The organism is Isoptericola jiangsuensis, assembly GCF_002563715.1.
Lineage (GTDB): Bacteria > Actinomycetota > Actinomycetes > Actinomycetales > Cellulomonadaceae > Isoptericola > Isoptericola jiangsuensis.
Genome location: NZ_PDJJ01000001.1, coordinates 1,956,291 through 1,980,605, shown reverse-complemented (window position 1 = coordinate 1,980,605; position 24,315 = coordinate 1,956,291). Strand labels below are relative to the sequence as shown.

At 72.4% G+C, this 24,315-nt stretch carries 17 protein-coding genes and 1 tRNA gene; 6 read left to right on the top strand and 12 right to left on the bottom strand.

Annotation, left to right across the window (positions count from 1 at the left end):
* Positions 1 to 2 precede the first annotated feature (2 nt).
* On the bottom strand, positions 3 to 2,951 hold the full coding sequence (gene uvrA, locus ATJ88_RS08930; protein ID WP_098463526.1) for an excinuclease ABC subunit UvrA: 2,949 nt from the start codon (positions 2,949 to 2,951) through the stop codon (positions 3 to 5).
* A 118-nt stretch (positions 2,952 to 3,069) separates the two neighbouring features.
* Here uvrA and ATJ88_RS08925 point away from each other — a divergent pair, with 118 nt between their 5' ends.
* Entirely contained in the window at positions 3,070 to 3,363 is a 294-nt protein-coding gene (locus tag ATJ88_RS08925) for a YciI family protein (RefSeq protein WP_098463525.1), read from the top strand.
* Positions 3,364 to 3,365: 2 nt separating this feature from the next.
* Here the strand turns inward: ATJ88_RS08925 and ATJ88_RS08920 are convergent, their stop codons facing one another.
* From ATJ88_RS08920 to ATJ88_RS08905, 4 genes are all read right to left on the bottom strand, one after another.
* Positions 3,366 to 4,376, bottom strand: a complete 1,011-nt coding sequence (locus tag ATJ88_RS08920) for a TerC family protein (RefSeq protein ID WP_098463524.1) — start codon at positions 4,374 to 4,376, stop codon at positions 3,366 to 3,368.
* Complete coding sequence (locus ATJ88_RS08915; RefSeq protein WP_098463523.1) at positions 4,373 to 5,377, bottom strand: TerC family protein; 1,005 nt, start codon at positions 5,375 to 5,377, stop codon at positions 4,373 to 4,375. The genes ATJ88_RS08920 and ATJ88_RS08915 overlap by 4 nt, the downstream gene beginning before the upstream one ends.
* Positions 5,378 to 5,612: 235 nt before the next feature.
* Entirely contained in the window at positions 5,613 to 7,724 is a 2,112-nt protein-coding gene (gene uvrB, locus ATJ88_RS08910; protein WP_098463522.1) for an excinuclease ABC subunit UvrB, read from the bottom strand.
* A gap of 90 nt (positions 7,725 to 7,814) precedes the next feature.
* On the bottom strand, positions 7,815 to 8,465 hold the full coding sequence (locus ATJ88_RS08905; RefSeq protein WP_245852283.1) for a pyroglutamyl-peptidase I: 651 nt from the start codon (positions 8,463 to 8,465) through the stop codon (positions 7,815 to 7,817).
* A 169-nt stretch (positions 8,466 to 8,634) separates the two neighbouring features.
* On the opposite strand from ATJ88_RS08905, the gene ATJ88_RS08900 reads away from it, so the two are divergent.
* Positions 8,635 to 10,041, top strand: a complete 1,407-nt coding sequence (locus ATJ88_RS08900) for a choice-of-anchor A family protein (protein ID WP_098465229.1) — start codon at positions 8,635 to 8,637, stop codon at positions 10,039 to 10,041.
* Between the two features lie 107 nt (positions 10,042 to 10,148).
* Positions 10,149 to 13,337 carry a DUF5979 domain-containing protein gene (locus ATJ88_RS08895; protein ID WP_098463520.1) on the top strand — a complete coding sequence of 1,063 codons (3,189 nt, stop codon included), beginning with the start codon at positions 10,149 to 10,151 and terminating at the stop codon, positions 13,335 to 13,337.
* A 74-nt stretch (positions 13,338 to 13,411) separates the two neighbouring features.
* On the opposite strand, the gene coaE is transcribed toward ATJ88_RS08895, so the two are convergent.
* The 3 genes from coaE to ATJ88_RS08880 form a co-directional block, all read right to left on the bottom strand.
* Positions 13,412 to 14,047 carry a dephospho-CoA kinase gene (gene coaE, locus ATJ88_RS08890; RefSeq protein WP_098463519.1) on the bottom strand — a complete coding sequence of 212 codons (636 nt, stop codon included), beginning with the start codon at positions 14,045 to 14,047 and terminating at the stop codon, positions 13,412 to 13,414.
* 157 nt (positions 14,048 to 14,204) lie between these two features.
* On the bottom strand, positions 14,205 to 15,677 hold the full coding sequence (rpsA, locus tag ATJ88_RS08885) for a 30S ribosomal protein S1 (RefSeq protein ID WP_098463518.1): 1,473 nt from the start codon (positions 15,675 to 15,677) through the stop codon (positions 14,205 to 14,207).
* 248 nt (positions 15,678 to 15,925) lie between these two features.
* Entirely contained in the window at positions 15,926 to 16,951 is a 1,026-nt protein-coding gene (locus ATJ88_RS08880; protein ID WP_098465228.1) for a 6-phosphofructokinase, read from the bottom strand.
* A gap of 87 nt (positions 16,952 to 17,038) precedes the next feature.
* On the opposite strand from ATJ88_RS08880, the gene ATJ88_RS08875 reads away from it, so the two are divergent.
* Entirely contained in the window at positions 17,039 to 17,836 is a 798-nt protein-coding gene (locus ATJ88_RS08875) for a class I SAM-dependent methyltransferase (protein ID WP_098463517.1), read from the top strand.
* Positions 17,837 to 17,868: 32 nt separating this feature from the next.
* Here the strand turns inward: ATJ88_RS08875 and polA are convergent, their stop codons facing one another.
* Positions 17,869 to 20,601 carry a DNA polymerase I gene (gene polA, locus ATJ88_RS08870; protein ID WP_098463516.1) on the bottom strand — a complete coding sequence of 911 codons (2,733 nt, stop codon included), beginning with the start codon at positions 20,599 to 20,601 and terminating at the stop codon, positions 17,869 to 17,871.
* Between polA and ATJ88_RS08865 the strand changes: the two genes are divergently transcribed.
* On the top strand, positions 20,600 to 21,025 hold the full coding sequence (locus ATJ88_RS08865) for a PaaI family thioesterase (RefSeq protein WP_098463515.1): 426 nt from the start codon (positions 20,600 to 20,602) through the stop codon (positions 21,023 to 21,025). The genes polA and ATJ88_RS08865 overlap by 2 nt on opposite strands.
* A 6-nt stretch (positions 21,026 to 21,031) precedes the next feature.
* Here ATJ88_RS08865 and ATJ88_RS08860 read toward each other — a convergent pair whose 3' ends face one another.
* A complete protein-coding gene (locus ATJ88_RS08860) occupies positions 21,032 to 21,751 on the bottom strand; it encodes a GNAT family N-acetyltransferase (protein WP_098463514.1) in 720 nt (239 codons plus the stop codon).
* A 126-nt stretch (positions 21,752 to 21,877) separates the two neighbouring features.
* Positions 21,878 to 22,543, bottom strand: a complete 666-nt coding sequence (locus tag ATJ88_RS08855) for an ANTAR domain-containing response regulator (protein WP_098463513.1) — start codon at positions 22,541 to 22,543, stop codon at positions 21,878 to 21,880.
* Positions 22,544 to 22,673: 130 nt separating this feature from the next.
* Between ATJ88_RS08855 and ATJ88_RS08850 the strand changes: the two genes are divergently transcribed.
* A tRNA-Leu gene (locus tag ATJ88_RS08850) sits at positions 22,674 to 22,747 on the top strand.
* Between the two features lie 59 nt (positions 22,748 to 22,806).
* Here ATJ88_RS08850 and pyk read toward each other — a convergent pair.
* Complete coding sequence (gene pyk / locus ATJ88_RS08845; protein WP_098463512.1) at positions 22,807 to 24,246, bottom strand: pyruvate kinase; 1,440 nt, start codon at positions 24,244 to 24,246, stop codon at positions 22,807 to 22,809.
* Between the last annotated feature and the right edge of the window lie 69 nt (positions 24,247 to 24,315).

The window sequence follows — 24,315 nt, the reverse complement described above, 5'->3', positions numbered from 1 at the left end:
GGTCAGGCGGCGTCGTGCTTCGTGGCTCGCCGCTTGGTGGTCTTCCGCGCGGCGGCCGCGGGCCGGGCCGGGCCGACGGACGCGACCGTGTCCCCGACGGGCACCGCGGGGTGCTCGGCGAGGAGCGGGGCGAGGAACCGCCCGGTGTGGCTGGCCTCCACGGCCGCCACCTGCTCCGGGGTGCCCTCGGCCACGACGAGCCCGCCGCCGGAGCCGCCCTCCGGGCCCATGTCCACGATCCAGTCGGCGCTCTTGACCACGTCGAGGTTGTGCTCGATCACGAGCACGGTGTTCCCCTTCTCGACGAGGGACTGCAGGACGCCGAGGAGCTTACGGATGTCCTCGAAGTGCAGGCCGGTGGTGGGCTCGTCCAGCACGTAGACGGTGCGACCGGTGGAGCGCTTCTGGAGCTCGCTGGCGAGCTTGACGCGCTGCGCCTCGCCGCCCGACAGGGTCGGGGCGGGCTGGCCGAGCCGCACGTAGCCGAGGCCGACGTCGACGAGGGTCGACAGGTGCCGGGAGATGGCGGGGAACGCGGCGAAGAACTCCGCCGCCTCCTCGATCGGCATGTCGAGGACGTCCGCGACCGTCCTTCCCTTGAAGTGCACCTCGAGCGTCTCGCGGTTGTAGCGGGCGCCGTGGCACACCTCGCAGGGCACGTAGACGTCCGGCAGGAAGTTCATCTCGATCTTCAGCGTGCCGTCGCCGGAGCAGGCCTCGCAGCGGCCGCCCTTGACGTTGAAGGAGAACCGCCCCGGCCCGTAGCCACGGACCTTCGCCTCCTCCGTCTCGGCGAAGATCTTGCGGATCCGGTCCCAGACGCCCGTGTAGGTGGCCGGGTTCGAGCGCGGGGTGCGCCCGATGGGTCCCTGGTCGACGTGGACGACCTTGTCCAGGTGCTCCGTGCCGGTGACGCGGGTGTGCCGGCCCGCCACCTGCCGGGCGCCGTTGAGCTCGTTCGCGAGCACGGTGTGCAGGATCGAGTTCACGAGCGTCGACTTGCCGGAGCCGGACACGCCGGTCACCGCGGTGAGGACGCCGAGCGGGAACGACACGTCGATGTCACGGAGGTTGTTCTCCCGGGCCCCGACGACGGTGAGGCGCCGCTTCGGGTCCGGCGCACGGCGCGCCGCCGGCAGGGCGATGCTGCGCCGACCGGACAGGTACGCGCCCGTCATCGACTCCGCGGACTCCAGCAGCCCGGCGTAGTCGCCCGAGTGCACGACCTGGCCGCCGTGCTCGCCGGCGCCCGGACCCACGTCGACGATCCAGTCGGCGGCCCGGATCGTGTCCTCGTCGTGCTCGACGACGATGAGGGTGTTGCCCATGTCCCGCAGGCGCGTGAGGGTGTCGATGAGGCGCCGGTTGTCCCGCTGGTGCAGGCCGATGCTCGGCTCGTCGAGGACGTACAGCACGCCCACGAGGCCCGAGCCGATCTGGGTGGCGAGCCGGATGCGCTGCGCCTCGCCGCCGGACAGCGTGCCCGCGGCGCGCTCGAGGGTCAGGTAGTGCAGGCCGACGTCGAGCAGGAACCCGAGGCGGGCGTGGATCTCCTTGAGCACCTCGCCCGCGATCGCGGCCTCGCGCGGACCCAGGTCGAGGGCGTCGAGGTACTGCTTCGACTCGGCGATCGGCAGCCGGCAGACGTCCCAGATCGACTTGTCGCCGACCTTCACCGCGAGCACCTCGGGCTTGAGTCGCGCCCCCCGGCACACCGGGCAGGGCACCTCGCGCATGAACGCCTCGTACCGGTCCTTCGACCAGTCGGACTCCGTCTCGCCGTGCCGACGCTCGAGGAACGTGATCGCGCCCTCGAACCCGGTGGAGTACTGCCGTTCGCGGCCCCACCGGTTGCGGTACTTCACGTGCACCTCGTGGTTGCGGCCGTGCAGCACCGCGTCCCGGGCCCGCTGCGGCAGCGCGCGCCACGGCACGTCGAGGGAGAACTTCATCTCGTCGGCGAGCGCCGACAGGACGCGCTCGAAGTACTCGGACGAGGTCTGCGCCCAGGGTGCCACCGCGCCCTCGCGCAGCGTCTTCTCCACGTCGGGCACGACGAGGTCCGGGTCGACCTCGAGCCGGAACCCGATGCCGGTGCACTCCGGGCAGGCGCCGTACGGCGCGTTGAAGGAGAACGTGCGCGGCTCGATCTCGTCGAGGCTCAGCGGGTGGTCGTTGGGGCAGGACCGCTTCTCGGAGTACTTGCGGACCCGGTCGAGGTCGTCGATGTCGGCGTCGACGAGCTCGATCATCACCAGTCCGCCCGCCAGGCCCAGCGCCGTCTCCACGGAGTCGGTGAGGCGCCGGCGCACGGTGTCGCGCGCGACCAGTCGGTCGACGACGACCTCGATGTCGTGCTTGAGCTTGCGCTCCAGGGTGGGCGGGGACGCGAGCTGCACGACCTCGCCGTCGACCCGCGCACGGGCGAAGCCCTGCGTCTGCAGCTCGGCGAAGAGCTCGGTGTACTCCCCCTTGCGCCCGCGGACGACCGGGGCGAGCACCTGGTAGCGGGTGCCCTCCGGCAGCTCCAGGACCTTGTCGACGATCTGCTGCGGGGTCTGGGCGCGCACCGGCTCGTCGCAGACCGGGCAGTGCTGCGTCCCGGCGCGCGCGAAGAGCAGGCGCAGGTAGTCGTACACCTCGGTGATGGTGCCGACGGTGGACCGCGGGTTGCGGTTCGTCGACTTCTGGTCGATCGACACCGCGGGGCTGAGACCCTCGATGAAGTCGACGTCGGGCTTGTCCATCTGGCCGAGGAACTGCCGGGCGTACGCCGACAGGGACTCGACGTAGCGCCGCTGCCCCTCGGCGAAGATGGTGTCGAACGCCAGCGAGGACTTCCCCGACCCGGACAGCCCCGTGAACACGACCAGACGGTCGCGCGGGAGGTCGAGGTCGACGTTGCGGAGGTTGTGCTCGCGGGCACCGGAGACGACGAGGCGGTTGCTCACCGCAGCATCGTACGGCGCCCGGCCGACATTCGTACAGGTGTTCTACGACACGTCCCGGTCCGGTCCCCGCCGTCGGACGCCCGGCCCGGCCGACGGACCGGCGTGCTTGGATGCCGCCATGGCCACCTTCGCCGTCACCTACGTCTACCGTCCCGACGCCGCGGCCCTGGACGCCGTGCGTCCCGAGCACCGCGCCTTCCTCGGCGAGCTCCACGCCCGCGGGGTCGTGCGCGTGTCGGGCCCGCTGCCCGCGACCGCCGACGCACCCGGGGGCGCCCTGCTCGTCGTCGAGGCCGACGACGAGCAGGGCGCTCTGGCGGTGCTCGCGGACGACCCGTTCCGGCGCGCGGACCTGATCGCCGACCGGTCGGTGCGCGAGTGGCTGCCCGTGATCGGCGGCTTCGCCGCCTGACGTCAGGAGTCGGCGGGCTCCTGGGTGCCGGCACCGGCGTGGGCCCGCCCGCGCGTGCGCAGCAGGCTCGCCACCGTGGCGATCGCGAGCGAGCCGATGATGACGCCGAGCGACAGCCAGATCGGGATCTCGGGTGCCCACGCCACGTGCTCGCCGCCGTTGATGAACGGCACCTCGTTGGTGTGCAGCGCCTCGAGCACGAGCTTGACGCCGATGAACCCGAGGATGAACGCCAGCGCGACGGGCAGGTAGACCAGCCGCTCCAGCAGGCCGCCGAGGAGGAAGTAGAGCTGGCGCAGGCCCATCAGCGCGAACAGGTTGGTCGCGAAGACGATGAACGGGTCCTGCGTCAGCCCGAAGATCGCCGGGATCGAGTCGAGCGCGAACAGCAGGTCCGTCGTGCCGATCGCCACGAAGACGACCAGCATCGGGGTCCACAGCCGGCGCCCGTCGACCACGGTGCGGATCTTGGCGCCGTCGTAGCCGTCGCTGACCGGCAGCACCCGCCGCAGCCCGCGGATCGCGACGTTCTCCTTGAACTCCTCGTCCTCGTCGCCCCCGGACACCAGCTTGATCGCGGTGTACACGAGGAACGCGCCGAAGAAGTAGAAGATCCACGTGAACTGCTCGATGAGCGCGGCTCCCGCGAGGATGAACGCCCCGCGGAGCACCAGCGCGATGATGATGCCCACCATGAGTACCTTCTGCTGGTGCTCCCGCGGCACGGCGAACCGGCTCATGATGATGACGAACACGAACAGGTTGTCGACGCTGAGGGAGTACTCGGTGAGCCAGCCCGCGTAGAACTCCCCGGCGGGCTGGATCCCGCCGACCCACCACACGATCAGCCCGTACACGAGCGCGAGGCCGACGTAGACTGCCACCCACGTGCCCGCCTCCTTCATGGAGGGGACGTGCGGCCGCCGACCGACGATGACGAGGTCGGCGACCAGCACCAGGCCCATGACGGCGAGGGAGACCGCCTCGAACCAGTAGGGCAGCTCGTGGGTCATGCGTCCTCCGGTCCCGACCCCGCGGTCACGCGGCGGTCACGACGTGTCTTGAGCAGCGAGGCCACCGTGGTGATCGTCAGGGTCACGACGATGAAGGACAGCGACAGCGTCGTGGAGATCTCCGGGATCGCCTCGACGTGCTCGCCGCCGTTGATGAACGGCACCTCGTTGGTGTGCAGGGCGTGGATCACCAGCTTGACGCCGATGAAGCCCAGGATGGCCGCCAGGCCGTAGTTGAGGTAGACCAGCCGGTCGAGCAGTCCGTCGACCAGGAAGTAGAGCTGACGCAGGCCCAGCAGGGAGAACGCGTTGGCGGTGAACACCAGGAAGGTCTCCTGCGTGAGTCCGAAGATCGCGGGGATCGAGTCGACCGCGAACAGCAGGTCGGCGCTGCCGATGGCGATCATGACGATGAGCATCGGCGTGATGTAGCGCTTGCCGTCGATCTTCGTCGTCATGTGGTGGTCGACGTAGTCGTCGGTCGTCGGGAAGATCCGGCGGGTCAGCCGCAGGACGCCGTTCTCCTGGAACTCGTCGTCGTGGTCGGTCCCGGAGCGCGCCTGCGCGATCGCCGTCCAGATGAGGAAGGCGCCGAAGACGTAGAAGATCCACGCGAAGTTCGCGATGAGCGCGGCACCGGCGAGGATGAACACGGTGCGCAGCACGAGCGCGATGGTGATGCCGATGAGCAGCACCCGCTGCTGGTGCTCCCGCGGGACGCGGAAGCTCGTCATGATCAGGACGAACACGAACAGGTTGTCGACGCTCAACGACTTCTCGGTGATGTACCCGGCGAAGTACTCACCGCCGTACGTCGGGCCCCAGACGGCCATGACGATGAAGCCGAACACGACGGCGACGAGCACGTAGGCGAGCGACCACCAGGCCGACTCCTTGAGGGTCGGCGCGTGCGGGGTGCGCACGTGGCCGACGTAGTCGACGGCGAGCATCGCCAGGATGATGGCGACGGTGACGATCCAGACCCAGGGGGCGACATCCATGCGAGTGTCCTCCGGTACGCAGCACTGTGACCGAAGGTCTCTTCCGCCAGGCACCGTCACGGGCACGCGCGAGAAGCGCGGGCCGGAGGTTGCAGGGCCGATGGCGCCGGGCCGACGACTGCGCCGACCGTGATGACGACGTCACCGCGGAGGAATACTCCCCTTCACGAACGAGGTGTCAGCATACGGCACACCACGCCCGGGCGGGACGGCACCGGGTCGCCGGGCGTGCCGGTCAGGCCGTCGCCGCCCGCATCTGCCGGAGCTCCTTCTTCAGGCCGCCGATCTCGTCGCGCAGCCGTGCCGCGACCTCGAACTGGAGCTCCGCGGCCGCGGCGTGCATCTGGTCGCTGAGCTCCTGGATGAGCTCGGCGAGCTCGTCCGCGGCGAGCCCCGCGAGCCGGTTGCCCGACGTCGACGCCTCCTTGGGCGAGCCCGGCACGGGAGCCTTCGGTCCGCGCCCCTCCCCCGGCGAGCGGCGGTAGCCGCCGGCCAGCAGCTCGGCGGTGTCGATGTCCTCGCGCGCCAGCATGTCGGTGACGTCCGCGATCTTCTTGCGCAGGGGCTGCGGGTCGATGCCCCGCTCGGCGTTGTAGGCCTGCTGCTTCTCGCGGCGGCGGTCGGTCTCGTCCAGGGCGAACCGCATGGCCGGCGTGATCTTGTCCGCGTACATGTGCACCTGGCCGGTGACGTTGCGGGCCGCGCGGCCGATGGTCTGGATGAGGGACCGCTCCGAGCGCAGGAAGCCCTCCTTGTCCGCGTCGAGGATCGCCACCAGCGACACCTCGGGCAGGTCGAGGCCCTCGCGCAGCAGGTTGATGCCCACCAGCACGTCGTACTCGCCCTGGCGCAGCTCGCGCAGCAGCTCGACGCGACGCAGCGTGTCGACCTCCGAGTGCAGGTAGCGCACGCGCACGTCCTTGCCGAGCAGGTAGTCGGTGAGGTCCTCCGCCATCTTCTTGGTGAGCGTGGTGACGAGCACGCGCTCGTCCCGCTCGACCCGGTCGCGGATCTCGCCGAGGAGGTCGTCGATCTGGCCGGTGGTCGGCTTGACCACGACCTGCGGGTCCACGAGCCCCGTCGGGCGGATGATCTGCTCGACCACGCCGTCGGACTGGGCGAGCTCGTAGCTGCCCGGCGTCGCGGACAGGTAGACCGTCTGACCGATGCGCTCGACGAACTCCTCCCAGCGCAGCGGCCGGTTGTCCATCGCGCTCGGCAGGCGGAACCCGTGGTCGACCAGGGACCGCTTGCGCGACATGTCGCCCTCGAACATCGCGCCGATCTGCGGGACCGTCACGTGCGACTCGTCGATGACGAGCAGGAAGTCCTCGGGGAAGTAGTCGAGCAGCGTGTGGGGCGCGGTGCCGGCCGAGCGGCCGTCGATGTGGCGGGAGTAGTTCTCGATGCCGTTGCAGGTGCCGATCGTGCGCATCATCTCGATGTCGTACGTCGTGCGCATGCGCAGCCGCTGCGCCTCGAGCAGCTTGTTCTGCCGCTCCAGGTCCGCCAGGCGCTCCTCCAGCTCGGCCTCGATCCCCGAGATGGCGCGCTCCATGCGTTCCGGGCCCGCGACGTAGTGCGTGGCCGGGAACAGGTGGACGCTGGTCTCCTCCCGGATGACCTCGCCCGTCAGGGGGTGCAGCGTCTGGATCGCCTCGATCTCGTCGCCGAACATCTCGATCCGCACGGCGAGCTCCTCGTACACCGGGATGATCTCGACCGTGTCGCCGCGCACCCGGAACGTCCCCCGCGTGAAGGCCAGGTCGTTGCGCGTGTACTGCATCTGCACGAACCGGCGCAGCATCTCGTCGCGGTCGACCACGTCCCCGACGTCGAGCCGCACCATCCGGTCGACGTACTCCTGCGGCGTGCCGAGGCCGTAGATGCACGACACGGACGCGACCACGACGGTGTCGCGACGGGTCAGCAGGTTGGACGTCGCCGAGTGGCGCAGCCGCTCGACCTCGTCGTTGATCGACGAGTCCTTCTCGATGTAGGTGTCCGTCTGCGCGATGTACGCCTCGGGCTGGTAGTAGTCGTAGTACGACACGAAGTACTCGACGGCGTTGTTCGGCAGCAGCTCGCGGAACTCGGTGGCGAGCTGGGCCGCCAGCGTCTTGTTCGGCGCCATGACGAGCGTGGGGCGCTGCAGCTGCTCGATCAGCCATGCCGTGGTCGCGCTCTTGCCGGTACCGGTGGCGCCCAGCAGGACGACGTCCTTCTCCCCCGCGCGGATGCGTTCGGAGAGCTGGGCGATGGCGGTGGGCTGGTCACCGCTCGGCCGGAACTCGGAGACCACCTCGAAGGGGGCCACGGTCCGCTGCAGGTCGGTCACAGGGCGCATGGCACCACCGTACGTCGCGGCACCGACAGTCACAGGCGGCGGGTTCCGGGCCCGCGGACCCGCGCCGGTGCGACCGCGTGAGGCGCCGGCTCAGTGCTCGGTGCCGGCCGGCACCGGCGCCTGGTGCGCCGCGCCGTGGCGGGCCGCGACCGCCGTCGCCACGACCACGCCGAGCGCCCGCGCGGCGTCGGCCGCCGGGACGACGTCCGCACGCGGCACGTGCACGAAGCCGGCCGCGACGCCGGGGGACGGCTCGACGGCGTGCCGCAGCGCGTAGAAGGCGGCGTTGCAGACGTAGGTGCCGGCGGTGTTGCTGACCACCGCCGGCAGCCCGGCCGCGTGCAGGGCCACGAGCGCGGCCTTGACCGGCAGGGTCGTGAGGTACGCCGTCGGGCCACCGTCGCGCACCGGGACGTCGACGGGCTGCTCGCCGTCGTTGTCGGGGATCCGCGCGTCGACCACGTTCACCGCGACGCGCTCCAGCCGGACGGCGTCCGTGCCGGCGGCGAGGCCCGTCGCGACGACCACGTCGGGGCGGTGCTCGGCCACGAGGCCGGCCAGCGCCGCGGTCGCCCCGGCGAAGGTGACCGGCAGCCGCGCGGTCACCAGCTCGACGTCCGGTGCGAGCGCGTACCGGTCCCGCGCCAGGCGCCGCACCGCCTCCCACGACTCGTTGACGTCGTCCCCGCCGAACGGCTCGAACCCCGTCACCACGACCGTCGTCCCCGACCTGCTCTCCACGCCCCCGAGGGTACGCGAGGTCCGCGACGTCCCGGCCCTGGTCGGCGCACATCGATGTATTTGTGAATCGCCCTGCGTTATCGCTAGGGTGACGCGGGCCACGCGAGCCCGCCCGCCTCTTTCCGGGCCCGCGTGGCACCCACACGTCCGTCCCAGCCCGCGGAGAACCATGCGTCACGCCCGTCCGGCCCTCGCCGGCGCCACCCTCCTGTCGACCGCCGTGGTCCTCGCCGGCGCCGCCGCCCTCGGCGCGCCCGCGGCGGCCACCCCCGCCGACGGGTCCGACCTGACGACCTGCACCACGACCGGCTCGGGTCTGCAGAACGACGTCCTCGCGTCCGACGACGGCACCGCCGTCGTCGTCGGCGGCGACTACGTCGCGCACGAGGCCGCCGCCGAGTCCGAGGGACGCCTCGTCGTGGCCGGCACGACGACGATCGACGCCGGGTACTTCAACGTCGGTCGGGTCGGCGTCGGCTCCGGCATCGTCGCGCTCGGGGACGTGATCGTCTCCGGCGGGGACGTCGTCGTGCAGCCGGGGTCCACCCTCGACGTGAACCACCGGGTCGACGGCGGCGGCGACGTCCGCAGCGGCGGCGACGTCCGCGGCACCGTCGAGCTCAACGGCGGCACGGCGTTCGAGGGCGACGCCGCCGCCGCCCCGACGGCCGCGGAGCGCGTCGCGACGCTGCGGTCCGTCTCCGCACGGCTCGGCGCCCTGGCCACCACCGGGACCCTGACGACGATCGGCGGCCACCCCGCACTGCAGGGCGACGGCACGTCGGACCCGCAGGTCTTCGACCTCACCGCCGCCGAGGCCGACGCGCTCGGCACGGTGGTCTTCACCGAGATCGGCGACGCGGCCGTCGTCGTCAACGTCTCCGGTGCCGACGCCGTGCTGGACACGACCCACACGGCGGCCGGGACGGTCGGCGACCGCGTCGACGACGGTGCCGCGCTCGGCGCCTGGGCGCCCCGCATCCTGTGGAACTTCACCGACGCCACGTCGCTCCGCCTGGCGGGCGGCAGCCAGCTCGTCGGCTCGATCCTCGCGCCGCAGGCCGACGTCGTGCAGAACACGCACACCAACGGTCGGCTCTGGGTCGGCGGCGACCTCGATCTCGGGCTCAGCGGGAACGGTCTCGAGCACCACAACTTCCCGTGGAACGGCCTGGTGGAGACCACCTGCGAGCCGCTGGTCACCGTCCCCACGCCCTCCCCGGAGCCGTCCGAGGGGCCGGGCGAGGAGCCCACGCCGGAGCAGTCGACCACTCCGGAGGCCACCCCCGAGCCCTCGGAGGAGCCCGGGACGGATGCGTCGACGCCCTCCACCCCCGAGGCGTCGCAGGCGCCCTCCACCTCCGTGCCCACCGCCCCCGCGGACGGCACCGACGAGCCCGGCACCCGCGATCAGACGGTGAGCGACGAGTCCGGCCCCGACGCCGAGACGGTCGCGGCCGCTGACGAGCTGCCCCGCACCGGGTCGTCCGTCGGCGTCCTCGTCGCTGTCGTGGCGGTGCTGCTCGCCGCGGGCGCCGGCGTCCTCGTCTGGCGCCGTCGGCTCCTGACCCGCTGACGCCACCGCGGGGCGGGGCCGCAGGTCGCGGCCCCGCCCCGCGCGCGCGCCCGAGGGCCCCCTTGTACCGTGCACTCAGACAGCACGGCGCAGGGGGGTCCTGGTCCATGAGCACGTCGAGGACGACGGCACGGCGGTCCCGGTCGAGCGGGGCGGCCCTCGCCGTGGCACTGGTGGGGCTGCTCGCGACCGCGGGCCTCGTCGTCCCGGGTCGGCAGCAGCCCGCCCAGGCGGCACCTGCCGACCTCCTCCCGCCCGCGGTCGGCATCCTGCCGGGGCCGGCCCCGGGCGGCGCGGTCCCCGGCTCGTGGGGGCCCTGCGTCCCGGACCCCGACGCCGACGACAACTGCTCCGGCTGGCTCATCCCGCCGGGCGCGATCGTCGAGGACTTCCCCGGCACGGACAACGCCCCGAACGTCATCGTCGGCGGCGACTTCACCGCAGGCCTCGGCTCCGCCGAGACCGAGGGCCTGCTCGTCGTGGCCGGGGACGCCGACTTCCTGCGCTCGTACAACGTCGGCGTGGCCGGGGGCGGCACGGGCGTCGTCCCGGCGCAGCGGGCGGACATGCTCGTCGTCGGCGGGGACGTCACCGTCGCCAACCCGAGCGAGGACCCGAACGCGGGCGGCAACCCAGCGAACGTCGGTGTCGGGCTCACCACGACCAACGGCAACAGCCGCTACGGCGACATCCACGTCGGCGGGACCTGGAACTTCCGGGACCCGTCCTTCGGTGCGACCGACACGACGTACGGCATCCTCGGGAACGTCGACACCGCGAACCAGGACCCGCCGGCGTTCGAGACGCAGAACGTCCTCGACACCGACGTCTCGGTCCTCACCACCGACGGCTACACCGACCTCTTCGGTGCCGACGGCAAGATGTCGCGCTACTCCCAGCAGTGCTACGCCGAGCTGAGCACCGACACCGACGCGACCACGATCTCCAACGAGGGCGGCACGCTGAGCCTCGAGCACGGCACGTTCGCCCAGGTGGGCAACGTCGTCACCCTGACGAGCACGGGCACCGCCGACGTCGTGGAGTTCGTCCTGCCCGCGACGCTGGGGACCAGCGGCAGCCCCGTCCAGATCAACATCGTGGGCGCCTCCGCCGGGCAGACCGTCCTGGTGAACACCCTGGGCACGGGCCCGGTGACCCAGTTCATCGGGGACGTGTACTGGGGCGCCGGCGTCGGGGACGACCTCAACGCGCGCGCGCTCGAAGAGGGGCGCCGCATCCTGTGGAACTACCCGTTCACCACCGACCTCACGCTCGGGGGCGCCTCCCAGTTCCCCGGCTCGATCCTCGTGGGCGACCCCGCCTCGAGCACCGAGCTCGGGTTCTCCGGCGCCAACGGCCGCGTCTACACCCCGGGCGACCTCCTGCACACCGGGACGGCCGCCGGGACCGCCGGGGACGAGCTCCACGACTACCCGTTCGACGGGGCGCTCGGCTGCATCCGCACGATCCCCGGGACCTTCTCGGTCGCGAAGGAGATCACGGGTGACGGCGCGGCCTCCGTCCCCGACGCCACGGTGTTCACCGTCGGGTGGGAGGTGACTGCGCCGTCCGACAGCCCGAACCTGGGTCGTACGGGCACGGTCGACGTCACGGTCGCCGGCGAGCCGGTGCTCGGTCCGATCGACCTGGCCGAGGGTGACGAGATCACCTTCTCCGAGCCCACGTTCCCGGACGTGCCGGGGATCGACTGGGGGACGCCCGAGATCACGCCGAACCCGATCACCATCGGCGAAGAGGACTCGGTCGTCGCGGTGACGGTGACGAACGAGGCGGTGCTCCAGCGCGGCGGCTTCACCCTCACCAAGGACGTCACCGGCGACCCCGGCGCCTCCACCAGGTTCTTCGACGTCACCTGGACCTGCGACGCCCCCAACCTGGACGGCGACACCACCGGCACGATCAACCTGATCGACGACGACCTGGGGACCGTCTACGGCTTCCCCGTCGGCACCACCTGCACGTTCTCCGAGGACACCCCGACCGACGACAACGGCACCTGGTCCACCCCGGTGATCACCCCCGAGGACATCACCATCGCCGAGGACGACGGCACCGTCCAGGTCGTCACCGTCACCAACGAGTTCACCGTCGACCGCGGCGGCTTCACCGTCGCCAAGGAGACCAGCGGCGAGCCCGGCTCCACCGTCACCGAGTTCACCGGCACCTGGACCTGCGACGCCGCCAACCTCGACGGCGACGACAGCGGCACCTGGGCGCTGTCGGACGGCCAGACCCTCACCCTCGACGGGTTCCCCGTCGGCACCACCTGCTCGGTCACCGAGGACCCGATCACCGACGCCAACGGCACCTGGACGCCCACCATCAGCCCGGACTCGATCGTCGTCACCGACGGCGACCCGTCCGCCACGATCTTCACCGTGACGAACGACTTCGTCCACGGTCGGGGGGGCTTCGAGGTCGTCAAGGAGATCACCGGGGACGGTGCGAGCCTCGTGCCCGACGACACCACCTTCACCGTCGACTGGGAGGTCACCGCACCCGCCGACAGCGCCGACCTCGGCCGCACCGGAACCCTGGACCTCACCGCCGACGGCGCCCCCGCCACCGGACCCTCCGACCTCCTCACCGGCGACCAGATCACCTTCACCGAGGTCACACCCCCCGACGTCCCCGGCATCGACTGGGGCACCGTCACCGTCTCCCCCGACCCCGTGACGATCGGCGACGGCACCACCGTCTCCGTCACCGTGACCAACGAGGCCCTGCTACCGCGCGGCGGGTTCACGATCCTCAAGGAGGTCACCGGCGACGACGGCGCGTCCACCACGCAGTTCGAGGTCACCTGGACCTGCGACGCCGAGAACCTCGACGGCGACACGACCGGCACCGTCACCCTCGCCGACGGCGACGAGGTCGTCGTCACCGGCTTCCCCGTCGGCACGACCTGCACGTTCTCCGAGACCACCCCCACCGACGACAACGGCACGTGGGCCGTCCCCGTCATCGACCCCGACCAGATCACCATCGCCGAGGACGACGGCACCACCCCGGTCGTCACCGTCACCAACGAGTTCGCCGTGACGCCGACCCCCACGCCCACGCCGAGCCCGTCCACGCCGACGCCCACGGCGTCCGAGACCACGCCCGCGCCGACGATCACGGCGCCGACCCCGGGTCCGACCGCCACGGTCCCCACGCCGGGCCCCGACCTGCCCCGCACGGGTGCCGACGTCGCCGGCTGGGCCCTGCTGGCGCTGACGCTCGTCGGGCTCGGCTCGGTGGCCGTGCTGGCCGTGCGCAGGCGTCGCGCCTGAGCCGCGGCGGGCGCCGGCCGGACTCCTGACACGACGTGGCCCCCGTGGACCTGGTCCACGGGGGCAGCGCGGGGTCAGGCCTCGAGCTCGTCCGCGTCGAGCTCCTCGGCGATCTCCTGCCGGACCCGCACCCAGAGGTCGTCGACCTGGTCGCGCAGGTGGTCGACGTCTCCCCCGCCGTCGAGCACGCGGTCGGCGACGGCGAGCCGTTCGGCGTCGGTGGCCTGGGCTGCGATCCGGGCCCGGGCGTCGGCCTCGGTGAGGCCGCGACCGTCCACGAGACGCGCGAGCCGCACCTCGGCGGGGGCGTCGACGACGACGAGCAGGTGGAACGTCCCGACCTGACCCGTCTCGACCAGGAGCGGGATGTCGTGGACGACGACGGCGTCGGGTGTGGAGGCCGCGGCGGCGGCCTCCCGCTCGGCGGACAGGCGCCGGACCTGCGGGTGGATGATGCCCTCGAGCCGGGCGAGGGCGTCGGGGTCCCCGAAGACGACGCGGCCGAGGGCGGGGCGGTCGAGCGAGCCGTCCGGCGCGAGCACGGCCTCGCCGAACGTCTCGGCGACCTCGTCGAGGCCCACGGTGCCGGGCGCGACCGCCTCCCGGGCCAGGACGTCGTGGTCGATCACCACCGCCCCGAGCTCGGCGAAGCGCTGGGACGCACTCGACTTGCCGGACGCGATGCCACCTGTGAGACCGATGCGGAACATGGGGACCATCCTGCCGCCGTCGCGGACCACGCGCCACGAGCGACGCGCTCGACGCGCCCCACGACGCCGTCCGGGGAGACGGCGCAGGCCCGCCACCCCCGAAGGGGCGACGGGCCTGCGTCGTGTCAGCGGGTCAGGTCGACCCGCCGGGGCGTGCTCAGTTGCCGGTGAGCTTCTCGCGGAGCGCCGCGAGAGCCTCGTCCGAGGCCAGCGTGCCGCCGACCTCCTCCTGCACCGCGGGGGCGGAGGAGTAGGACGACGACGAGCCGCCGCCGGAGACGGCGTCCGCCGCGGCGTCGGCGTCGGCCGACAGCGCCGCGCGCACCTGCTCGCGGTGGGACTCCCAGCGGGCGTGCGCCGTGGCGTACTCCGCCTCCCAGGCCTCGCGCTGCGTCTCGAAGCCCTCGAGCCACTCGTTGGTCTCCGGGTCGAAGCCCTCGGGGTACTTGTACTCGCCGTTCTCGTCGTACTCGGCAGCCATGCCGTAGAGCGCGGGGTCGAAGTCCTCGGACTCCGGGTCCATGCCCTCGTTGGCCTGCTTGAGCGACAGCGAGATGCGGCGACGCTCGAGGTCGATGTCGATGACCTTGACGAACACCTCGGCACCCACGGTGACGACCTGCTCCGGCAGCTCGACGTGGCGCACGGCCAGCTCCGAGATGTGGACCAGACCCTCGATGCCGTCCTCGACGCGCACGAACGCACCGAACGGGACGAGCTTGGTGACCTTACCCGGGACGACCTGGCCGATGGCGTGGGTGCGGGCGAAGGTCTGCCACGGGTCCTCCTGCGTCGCCTTCAGCGACAGGGAGACACGCTCGCGGTCGAAGTCGACGTCGAGCACCTCGACGGTGACCTCCTGGCCGACCTCGACGACCTCGGACGGGTGGTCGATGTGCTTCCAGGACAGCTCCGAGACGTGGACGAGACCGTCGACGCCGCCGAGGTCCACGAACGCACCGAAGTTGACGATCGAGGAGACGACACCGGGGCGGACCTGGCCCTTCTGCAGCGTCTGCAGGAAGGTGGAGCGGACCTCGGACTGCGTCTGCTCGAGCCAGGCGCGGCGCGACAGGACCACGTTGTTGCGGTTCTTGTCGAGCTCGATGATCTTCGCCTCGATCTCCTTGCCGACGTACGGCGCGAGGTCGCGGACGCGGCGCATCTCCACCAGGGAGGCGGGGAGGAAGCCACGGAGGCCGATGTCGAGGATGAGGCCGCCCTTGACGACCTCGATGACGGTGCCGGTGACGACGCCGTCCTCCTCCTTGATCTTCTCGATCGTGCCCCAGGCGCGCTCGTACTGGGCGCGCTTCTTGGACAGGATCAGACGACCCTCCTTGTCCTCCTTCTGGAGGACGAGCGCCTCGACGGCGTCGCCGACGGCGACGACCTCGCCGGGGTCGACGTCGTGCTTGATCGAGAGCTCGCGGGAGGGGATCACGCCCTCGGTCTTGTAACCGATGTCGAGGAGGACCTCGTCGCGGTCGACCTTGACGATCGTGCCTTCGACGATGTCACCATCGTTGAAGTACTTGATGGTGGCGTCGACGGCGGCAAGGAAGTCCTCTTCGGTGCCGATGTCGTTGACGGCGACCTGCGGGGCGGACTTCGTGGTGGAGATGGTCATTGAGTGGATGCTCCAGTGCGGACAGGACGTAGTACGGACAGGGTCTGGTGCAGGCGTCTCGCACGGCTGCCGCGTTGCCGGACGTCCGTCTCGGCACTGCGGGAGCGCTCGCTGACGGTGTCCGACGCCGTCGACGTGAGTGCGCACGGGCGCACTGCACCGCGAATCATCTTAACGATCGCGGGGGGCCGGGTCAACGCGGCGTCGGACACCCGTCGCGCCGACCCCCACCGTCCGCCCCCGCGCCGTCAGGCGAGGGCCCGGGCCGTCTCCAGGAGGTCCACCGGCACCTGCTTCACCTTGCCCGCGATGTCGGCGAGCGGCACCAGGACGACCTCCTCGCCCCGCAGCGCCGTCATCACGGCCGACTCCCCCGCCGTCACGGCGTCGATCGCCGCGACGCCGAACCGCGACCCGAGGATGCGGTCCGCCGGCGTGGGCGTCCCGCCGCGCTGCACGTGGCCGAGCACCGACACGCGCGTGTCGAACCCCGTGCGCTCCGCGATCTCCTTGCCGAGCCGCTCGCCGATCGCGCCCGCGACGATCTCGCCGAACCGGCCGAGCTGCACCTCGTAGCTCATCGACGTGCCCTCGGCGGGCACCGCGCCCTCCGCCACGACCATGATCGAGAAGCTCGCGTGCGCCCGGTGCCGGTGCTTCAGGAACCGCACGATCTTGTCGATGTCGAACGGCTCCTCGGGGGCGAGGACCACCTCGGCGCCGCCTGCGATACCCGCCGTTGCCGCGATCCAGCCCGCGTGACGCCCCATGACCTCGACGATCATCACGCGGTTGTGGCTCTCCGCGGTAGTGTGGATGCGGTCCACGGCCTCGGTCGCGATCGTCACGGCCGTGTCGAACCCGATGGACCGGTCCGTGCCCCACACGTCGTTGTCGATCGTCTTCGGCACCGCCACGACCCGCACGCCCGCCTCGGCCACCTTGCTCGCCGCGTGCAGCGTGCCGTCGCCCCCGATGCAGATGACGGCCTCGATCCGCTCCGCCTCGAGCGTCGCGAGGACCGCGTCCAGGCTGCCGTCGTCCGCCCGGGGGTGGAACCGGGCGGTGCCCAGCAGGGTGCCGCCCGTGGCGAGGACGTTGCGGATGTGGTGCCGGGTCATCGGCAGGACGTCGCCCTCGGCGAGGCCCTTCCACCCGTTGCGGAAGCCGACGATGGAGTGGCCGTGCTCCCCCTCGCCGCGCTTGACCACCGCCCTGATCGCCGCGTTCAGACCGGGGACGTCCCCGCCTCCCGTGAGCAGTCCGACTCGCACCGTGCGCTCCTTCACCTCGACCGATGTCGTCGAGGTCCAGGCTATCGACCCGCGGGGGGTGCCCCGGACGGGTGACACGATGTCCCGGTGACGGATGCGCGACACGGGTACCGCGAGGTCCCTGACGACCAGGGCGGCGAGGCCGCCCGGCGGTGGTGGGACGACAACGCCGCGGAGTACCTCGCCGACCACGGCTCGTTCCTCGGCGACGCCGGGTTCCGCTGGGGTCCCGAGGGCGTCACGGAGGCCGAGCTGCGGCTGCTCGGCGACGTCGTGGGCGCCCGGGTGCTGGAGGTCGGCGCCGGTGCGGCGCACTGCTCGCGCTGGCTGGCCGACCAGGGCGCCCGGGTGGTCGCGACCGACGTCGCGCCCGCGATGCTCGACGCCGCCGCCCGGATCGACGCCGACCGGCCCCGCCCCGTGCCGCTCGTCGAGGCGGACGCGCGCGCCCTGCCGTTCGCCGACGACACGTTCGACGTCGCCTTCACGTCCTACGGCGCCGTCCCGTTCGTCCCCGACGCGAGGGCCGTGCACGCCGAGGCCGCCCGGGTGCTGCGGCCGGGCGGACGCTGGGTGTTCTCGGTCACCCACCCGGTGCGGTGGGCGTTCCCCGACGACCCCGGACCGGGCGGGCTCACCGCCCACCGCCCGTACTTCGACCGGCGGCCCTACGTCGAGACCGACGACGCCGGCCGCGTCGAGTACGCCGAGTACCACCGCACGATCGGGGACCACGTGCGCGACGTCGTCGCGGCCGGGCTGCGCCTGCGCGACGTCGTCGAGCCGGAGTGGCCCGCCTGGAACCGTCAGACCTGGGGCGGGTGGAGCCCGACCCGGGGCGCGCTGCTGCCCGGCACGGCCGTGTTCGTCACGACCAAGGACTGAGGCGACGCCGCACGCCCGGCCCCGGCGGTCGGTCAGTGCCCGGCGTCGTGCCAGGTCTCCCCCGCGCCGACCGACACGTCCAGCGGGACGTCCAGCGCGACGGCCGCCCCCATCTGCGTGCGCAGGACGTCCTCCACCGCCTCGCGCTCGCCGCCGGCGACCTCCACGACGAGTTCGTCGTGCACCTGCAGCAGCAGGCGGGAACCCAGCTCGCGGGAGTCCAGCTCGCGCTGCACGCCGAGCATCGCGAGCTTGATGATGTCCGCGGCGCTGCCCTGGATGGGGGCGTTGAGCGCCATCCGTTCCGCCATCTGGCGCCGCTGCCGGTTGTCGCTCGTGAGGTCCGGGAGGTAGCGGCGCCGACCCAGGATCGTGGCCGTGTACCCCGTCGCGCGCGCCTCCTCGACGACGCCCGTCAGGTAGTCCCGCACCCCGCCGAACCGGGTGAAGTAGTCGTCCATGAGGCCCTGTGCCTCGCCCGTGGGGATGCCGAGCTGCTGGGACAGGCCGAACGCGCTCAGGCCGTACGCGAGGCCGTAGCTCATCGCCTTGACCTTGGCCCGCATCTCGGGGGTGACGTCGGCGGGCTCCACGTCGAACACCCGCGAACCGACGTACCGGTGGAGGTCCTCGCCCGAGCGGAACGCGGCGATGAGCCCCTCGTCGCCCGACAGGTGCGCCATGATCCGCATCTCGATCTGGCTGTAGTCCGCGGTGAGGAGCTCGGCGTAGCCGTCCCCCACCCGGAAGGCCCGTCGGATGCGCCGGCCCGCCTCGGTGCGGATCGGGATGTTCTGCAGGTTCGGGTCGGTCGAGCTGAGCCGGCCGGTGGCCGCGATGGTCTGCTGGAAGGTCGTGCGGATCCGGCCGTCGGGCTGGACCGCCTTGAGCAGGCCCTCGACCGTGGTGCGCAGCTTCGCCGCGTCGCGGTGCGCGAGCAGGTGCGCGAGGAACGGGTGCTCCGTCTTGGCGAAGAGCTCCTGGAGGGAGGCAGCGTCGGTCGTGTAGCCCGTCTTGATCTTCTTCGTCCTCGGCATCCCGAGCTGGTCGAAGAGCACCTCCTGGAGCTGCTTCGGGCTGCCCAGGTTCACCTCGCGCCCGATGACCGCGTACGCCTCGGCCGCGGCGTCCGCCACGCCGGTCGCGAAGTACTGCTCCAGCTCGGTGAGGAAGGCCGTGTCGGCGGCGATGCCCGTGGCCTCCATCCGGGCCAGCACGAGCCCGAGCGGGAGCTCGACGTCCCGGAGGAGGCCCCCGGCACCCCGGTCCTCCAGGAGACCGTCCAGACGCCCTGCGAGATCCACCACGGACGCGGCCCGGGCCGCGGCGTCGGCGCCCGGCTCCCCGGCGTCCAGGTCGAGGTCCAGCGCGCCCTGCGCGCCGCCGTCCGCGACCGTCAGCTCGCGCCCGAGGTGCCGCACGACGAGGTCGGCCAGGTCGTAGCCGCGCTGGTCCGGGTAGCACAGGTAGGCCGCGAGCTCGGTGTCGAAGACGACGCCCCGCAGGTCCAGCCCGCGCGCGGCGAGCATGTGCCAGGTCGCCTTCGCGCCGTGGACCACCTTGGGGGCCTCCGGGTCGGCCAGCCACGCGGCGAGCGCGCGCTCGTCGTCCGGGCCGAGGTCGGCCAGGTCCCGCACGACGCCGTCGACGGCACCTCCCGCCGACTCCCCCGCGAGCGCGACCTGCCACGCGTCACCCGCGCCGGGTCGCGCCGTCCCGCTCACGTCGAGGCCGGTCGGACGACCCGCCCGGGCTTCCAGCCAGGACGCCAGCGGGCCGTCGTGCAGGGTCACGTCCAGGCCCTCGCCGGGGGCGTCCTCCTCGTCGGCGGCGGCCGCCGGGTCCACCGCGAGCAGACGGTCGCGCAGGGTGCCGAACTGCAGGGTGTCCGACACCCGGTGCACGGCCTCCCGGTCGAACCCGGCGACCGCGAGGTCGGCCACGCCCAGCGGGAGCTCGACGTCGGTGAGCAGGGCGTTGAGCTCGCGGTTGAGGCGCACCTGGTCGGCGTGGTCGCGCAGCGCCTCGCCCCGCTTGCCGGTCACCTCGTCCTGCCGGTCCAGCAGCGTGTCGAGGTCGCCGAACTGCTCGATCCACTTCGCCGCGACGCCCGGGCCGACGCCGGGCACGCCCGGCAGGTTGTCGCTCGTCTCCCCCACGAGCGCCGCGAGGTCCGGGTAGCGCTCCGGGCGCACCTTGTACTTCTCGACCACCGCGTCCGGCGTCATGCGGGCGAGCTCGGACACGCCCTTCTTCGGGTAGAGCACCGTCACGTCGTCGGTGACGAGCTGCAGCGAGTCCCGGTCGCCGGAGCAGACCAGCACCTCCATGCCGGCCTCCCGGCCCTGCCGGGCCAGCGTGGCCAGGATGTCGTCCGCCTCGATGCCCTCGCGCTGCAGCGCGGGCACGCGCAGCGCCTCCAGCACCTCCTGGATGAGGGGGACCTGCCCGCGGAACGCGTCCGGGGTCGCGGCCCGGTTCGCCTTGTACTCCCCGTAGCGCTCGGTGCGGAACGTCACGCGCCCCGCGTCGAACGCGACCGCCACGTGCGTCGGCTCCTCGTCCCGCAGGAGGTTCGTGAGCATCGAAGTGAACCCGTACACGGCGTTCGTCACCTGCCCGCTGGACGTCACCAGCGTGTCGGGCAGGGCGAAGAACGCCCGGTACGCCATCGAGTGGCCGTCGATGAGGAGGAGCCGGGGCCGAGGTGCCGCGCCGGTCTCGGTTCGCGCTGAGGTCGTCACGGGTGCCAACCTATCGCCCATGACCGACAGGACGCCGGGTCACCCCCGGACCACCCAGGAATGGCGGCGCGCAGCCGCAGGGACCCTGCTGGAGCGGACGGGGATCGAGCTCGTCGAGGTGGGTGCCGAGCGCACCCTCGGCACCATGCCCGTCGCCGGGAACACCCAGCCGGCCGGGCTGCTCCACGGCGGCGCGACCGCCACGCTCGCGGAGACCCTGGGGTCCGTCGCCGCCCAGGTGCACGCGGGCCCCGGCCGCGCGGCCGTCGGCATCGAGCTCAACGTCACCCACCACCGCGGGGCCCGCGCGGGAACCGTGCACGGCACGGCGACGGCGATCCACCTCGGACGGTCGACGGCCGCCTACGAGATCGTGGTCGTCGACGACGACGGGCGTCGCGTCGCGACGGCGCGACTCACCTGCATGGTGCTCGACGCCCCCTGAGGGCCGTCAGGACGCGCTGGTGCGAGGTTCCTGCGGGCCGGCGGGCACCGCCTCGCGGGCGGCCGCGAGCTCGGCGGCCTGGGCGGCGTGCTCGGCCTGGAAGGCCCGCAGGTCCACGGGACCGGTGGGCAGCCCCGCCTCGCGCGCCCGGCGGCGGCGCGCGACCAGGTCCTCGATCGCGGCCCTCGTGGCGTCGCGACGGCGGCGCGAGTCCCCGCGGCGGATGATCGTGGGCCGCGGCGCCGCGTCCTGCGTCAGCCGTCGTTCCAGCACGGCCGTGGTCACCACGCGGTGGCCCGCGGCGGGCGCGAAGCCGAGCTGCGCGAGGAACCGGTGCATGTCCCGCGCCCCCGGCGCCGGCGCGCAGTAGACGTTCTCCGCGCCCGCCGTCGTGGCGAGGTCGAGGGCCGCGGCCAGCAGCGCGCGGCCGACGCCGTGACGCCGCGAGCCCGGCGCCACCATGATCGCGTCGACGTAGAGGCTCGGGGTCGTGGCGTAGAGGCGCGGCCCGAGCACGCGGGCGAGGAGGAAGCCGACGACCTCGCCGTCGTCCAGGGCCACCAGGATCTCGCCGCCGGCGGCGACCAGCACGCTCAGGTGCTCGCACAGGCGGCGGGGCTCCGCGGTGGCGACCGCGCCGCCCTCGGGGACGTGGGCCGCGGTCAGCTCGGCGACGGCACGCAGGTCGCCCTCGACCGCGGCGCGTACCTCGATCCCTGCTCGCATCGAACCCCCTACCGGATCCTGTGACGGCACGACTCCGGCGTCGGGAGACGCCGAGGGGAACCGGTCACGAAACGATAACGACTCCCTGGTGACCTTAGCGGTCCCCAGGGAGTCGCACAACGTGTCTCAGGCGCCGCCGACCTGCTCGATCACGGCGTCGGCCACCTCGCGCATGGTCAGACGACGGTCCATCGACGTCTTCTGGATCCAGCGGAAGGACTCCGGCTCGCTCAGCCCCATCTTCGTCATGAGCAGACCCTTGGCGCGGTCCACGCGCTTGCGGGTCTCGAAGCGCTCCTGCAGGTCCGCGACCTCGGACTCCAGGGCGCCGATCTGCTGGTAGCGGGAGATCGCGATCTCGACCGCGGGGAGCAGGTCCGCCGGGGTGAACGGCTTGACGACGTACGCCATGGCGCCGGCGTCGCGGGCCCGCTCGACCAGCTCGGTCTGCGAGAACGCCGTCAGCAGCACGACCGGCGCGGCGTGCGCCTTGCCGATCCGCTCCGCCGCGGAGATCCCGTCGAGCTCGGGCATCTTGACGTCCATGACGACGACGTCCGGCTTGAGCTCCACCGCGAGCTGCACGGCGGTCTCGCCGTCGCCCGCCTCGCCCACGACGTCGAAGCCCGCCTCCCGGAGCGTCTCGACGACGTCCATCCGGATGAGCGCCTCGTCCTCGGCGACCACCGCGCGGCGCGACGGCTTCGCGGGCGCGGCAGGTGCCGGAGCCGGCTCCGCGTCGATCATCGGGGGCAGGTCGAGGGGCAGCTTCTCGTCGGTCACGGTTGTCATCGTAGACCCCCGGCAGGCGCACCGCGCGCATCGCGGCCGGTCGGATGCTGTGACCGTCGGCACGACCCGCCTCCCGCCCGCGCGGACGGGTTGGGCGCCCGACCCGGCGGTGTGGTTCGATGGGCCCCGCGCCCCGGTAGCCCAATCGGCAGAGGCAATCGGCTCAAACCCGATCCAGTGTGGGTTCGAGTCCCACCCGGGGCACCCACGAACGCCGCAGGGCCCGTCCACCGAGGTGGACGGGCCCTGCGGCGTTCAGGACGTCACTCCGCGATGGCGTGCGCGTCCGAGCTCGAACCCACCTTGTGGACCAGGATCGAGTTGGTCGTGCCCGGGACGCCGACCGGCGCGCCCGAGACGATGACGACACGGTCGCCGACCTCGGCCAGGCCGTTGGCCTGGAGGGTCTGGTCGACCTGGGTCACCATCGCGTCGACCGAGTCGACCCGCGGCACCTGGTAGGTCGTCGTGCCCCAGGTGAGCGCCAGCACGTTGCGCACCGACTCCACCGGGGTGAACGCCAGCAGCGGGATGCCCGAGCGCAGGCGCGACATGCGCTTCGCCGAGTCGCCCGACTGGGTGAACGTCACCAGGTACTTCACGCCGAGCGTCTCGCCGATCTCGGCGGCGGCCCGGGTGATGACGCCGCCACGCGTGTGCGGGGTCGAACCGAGCGGCGCGATGCGCTCCCGGCCCATCTCCTCGGTGGCCTCGATGATGGAGGCCATCGTCTGCACGGTGACGATCGGGTAGTCGCCCACCGACGTCTCGCCCGAGAGCATGACCGCGTCTGCACCGTCCAGGACGGCGTTCGCGCAGTCCGAGGCCTCGGCACGCGTCGGGCGCGGGCTCGTGGTCATCGACTCGAGCACCTGCGTCGCGACGATCACGGGCTTGGCGTTGCGACGCGCCAGCTCGACGATGCGCTTCTGCACGAGCGGGACCTGCTCCAGCGGCATCTCCACGGCGAGGTCGCCGCGGGCCACCATGAAGCCGTCGAACGCGGCGACGACCTCCTCGAGGTTCTCCACCGCCTGCGGCTTCTCGATCTTGGCGATGACGGGGACGACACGCCCCTCCTCGTCCATGATCGTGCGGACGTCGTCGTAGTCCTTCGCGTTGCGCACGAAGGACAGCGCGATGAGGTCGGCGCCGAGACGCAGCGCCCAGCGCAGGTCGTCGGTGTCCTTCTCGCTCAGCGCCGGCACGGAGACCGCGACGCCGGGCAGGTTGAGGCCCTTGTTGTTCGACACGGGGCCGGGGATCTCGACGGTGGTGACGACCCGGGGGCCCTCGACCGCGGTCACGCGCACGCGGACCTTGCCGTCGTCGATGAGGATCGGGTCGCCGACCCGGGCGTCCTGCGGGAGGCCGAGGTGCGTCGTCGAGACCAGCTCGCGCGACCCCTCCACGTCCTCCGTGGTGATGGTGAACGTGTCGCCCTCGTTCAGGAAGTGCTTCTCGTCACCGGCGAACCGGCCGAGCCGGATCTTGGGACCCTGCAGGTCCACGAGCACGGCGACGTTCCGCCCTGCGTCCTTCGCCGCAGCCCGCACGCCGTGGTAGACGGCCTCGTGCTCCGACTTCTCACCGTGGCTCCGGTTGATCCGGGCCACGTCCATACCCGCGTCGACCAGCTCCCGGAGCTTCTCCGGGGACGCCGTCGCGGGTCCGATGGTGCACACGATCTTCGCTCTGCGCATGTCTCCAGCCTCGTCGTCGTACGGTCCCGGCGCCACCGGGACCGTGCCCGGGCGCCCCACGGCGCCCGG

What these genes read in the sequence shown, in the direction of transcription:
- ATJ88_RS08925 (WP_098463525.1), top strand. Translation starts at nt 3,070, where the DNA reads ATGGCCACCTTCGCCGTCACCTACGTCTACCGTCCCGACGCCGCGGCC.
- ATJ88_RS08920 (WP_098463524.1), bottom strand. Translation starts at nt 4,376, where the DNA reads ATGACCCACGAGCTGCCCTACTGGTTCGAGGCGGTCTCCCTCGCCGTC.
- ATJ88_RS08915 (WP_098463523.1), bottom strand. Translation starts at nt 5,377, where the DNA reads ATGGATGTCGCCCCCTGGGTCTGGATCGTCACCGTCGCCATCATCCTG.
- uvrB (WP_098463522.1), bottom strand. Translation starts at nt 7,724, where the DNA reads ATGCGCCCTGTGACCGACCTGCAGCGGACCGTGGCCCCCTTCGAGGTG.
- ATJ88_RS08900 (WP_098465229.1), top strand. Translation starts at nt 8,635, where the DNA reads ATGCGTCACGCCCGTCCGGCCCTCGCCGGCGCCACCCTCCTGTCGACC.
- ATJ88_RS08895 (WP_098463520.1), top strand. Translation starts at nt 10,149, where the DNA reads ATGAGCACGTCGAGGACGACGGCACGGCGGTCCCGGTCGAGCGGGGCG.
- coaE (WP_098463519.1), bottom strand. Translation starts at nt 14,047, where the DNA reads ATGTTCCGCATCGGTCTCACAGGTGGCATCGCGTCCGGCAAGTCGAGT.
- rpsA (WP_098463518.1), bottom strand. Translation starts at nt 15,677, where the DNA reads ATGACCATCTCCACCACGAAGTCCGCCCCGCAGGTCGCCGTCAACGAC.
- ATJ88_RS08865 (WP_098463515.1), top strand. Translation starts at nt 20,600, where the DNA reads ATGACCGACAGGACGCCGGGTCACCCCCGGACCACCCAGGAATGGCGG.
- polA (WP_098463516.1), bottom strand. Translation starts at nt 20,601, where the DNA reads ATGGGCGATAGGTTGGCACCCGTGACGACCTCAGCGCGAACCGAGACC.
- ATJ88_RS08860 (WP_098463514.1), bottom strand. Translation starts at nt 21,751, where the DNA reads ATGCGAGCAGGGATCGAGGTACGCGCCGCGGTCGAGGGCGACCTGCGT.
- ATJ88_RS08855 (WP_098463513.1), bottom strand. Translation starts at nt 22,543, where the DNA reads ATGACAACCGTGACCGACGAGAAGCTGCCCCTCGACCTGCCCCCGATG.
- pyk (WP_098463512.1), bottom strand. Translation starts at nt 24,246, where the DNA reads ATGCGCAGAGCGAAGATCGTGTGCACCATCGGACCCGCGACGGCGTCC.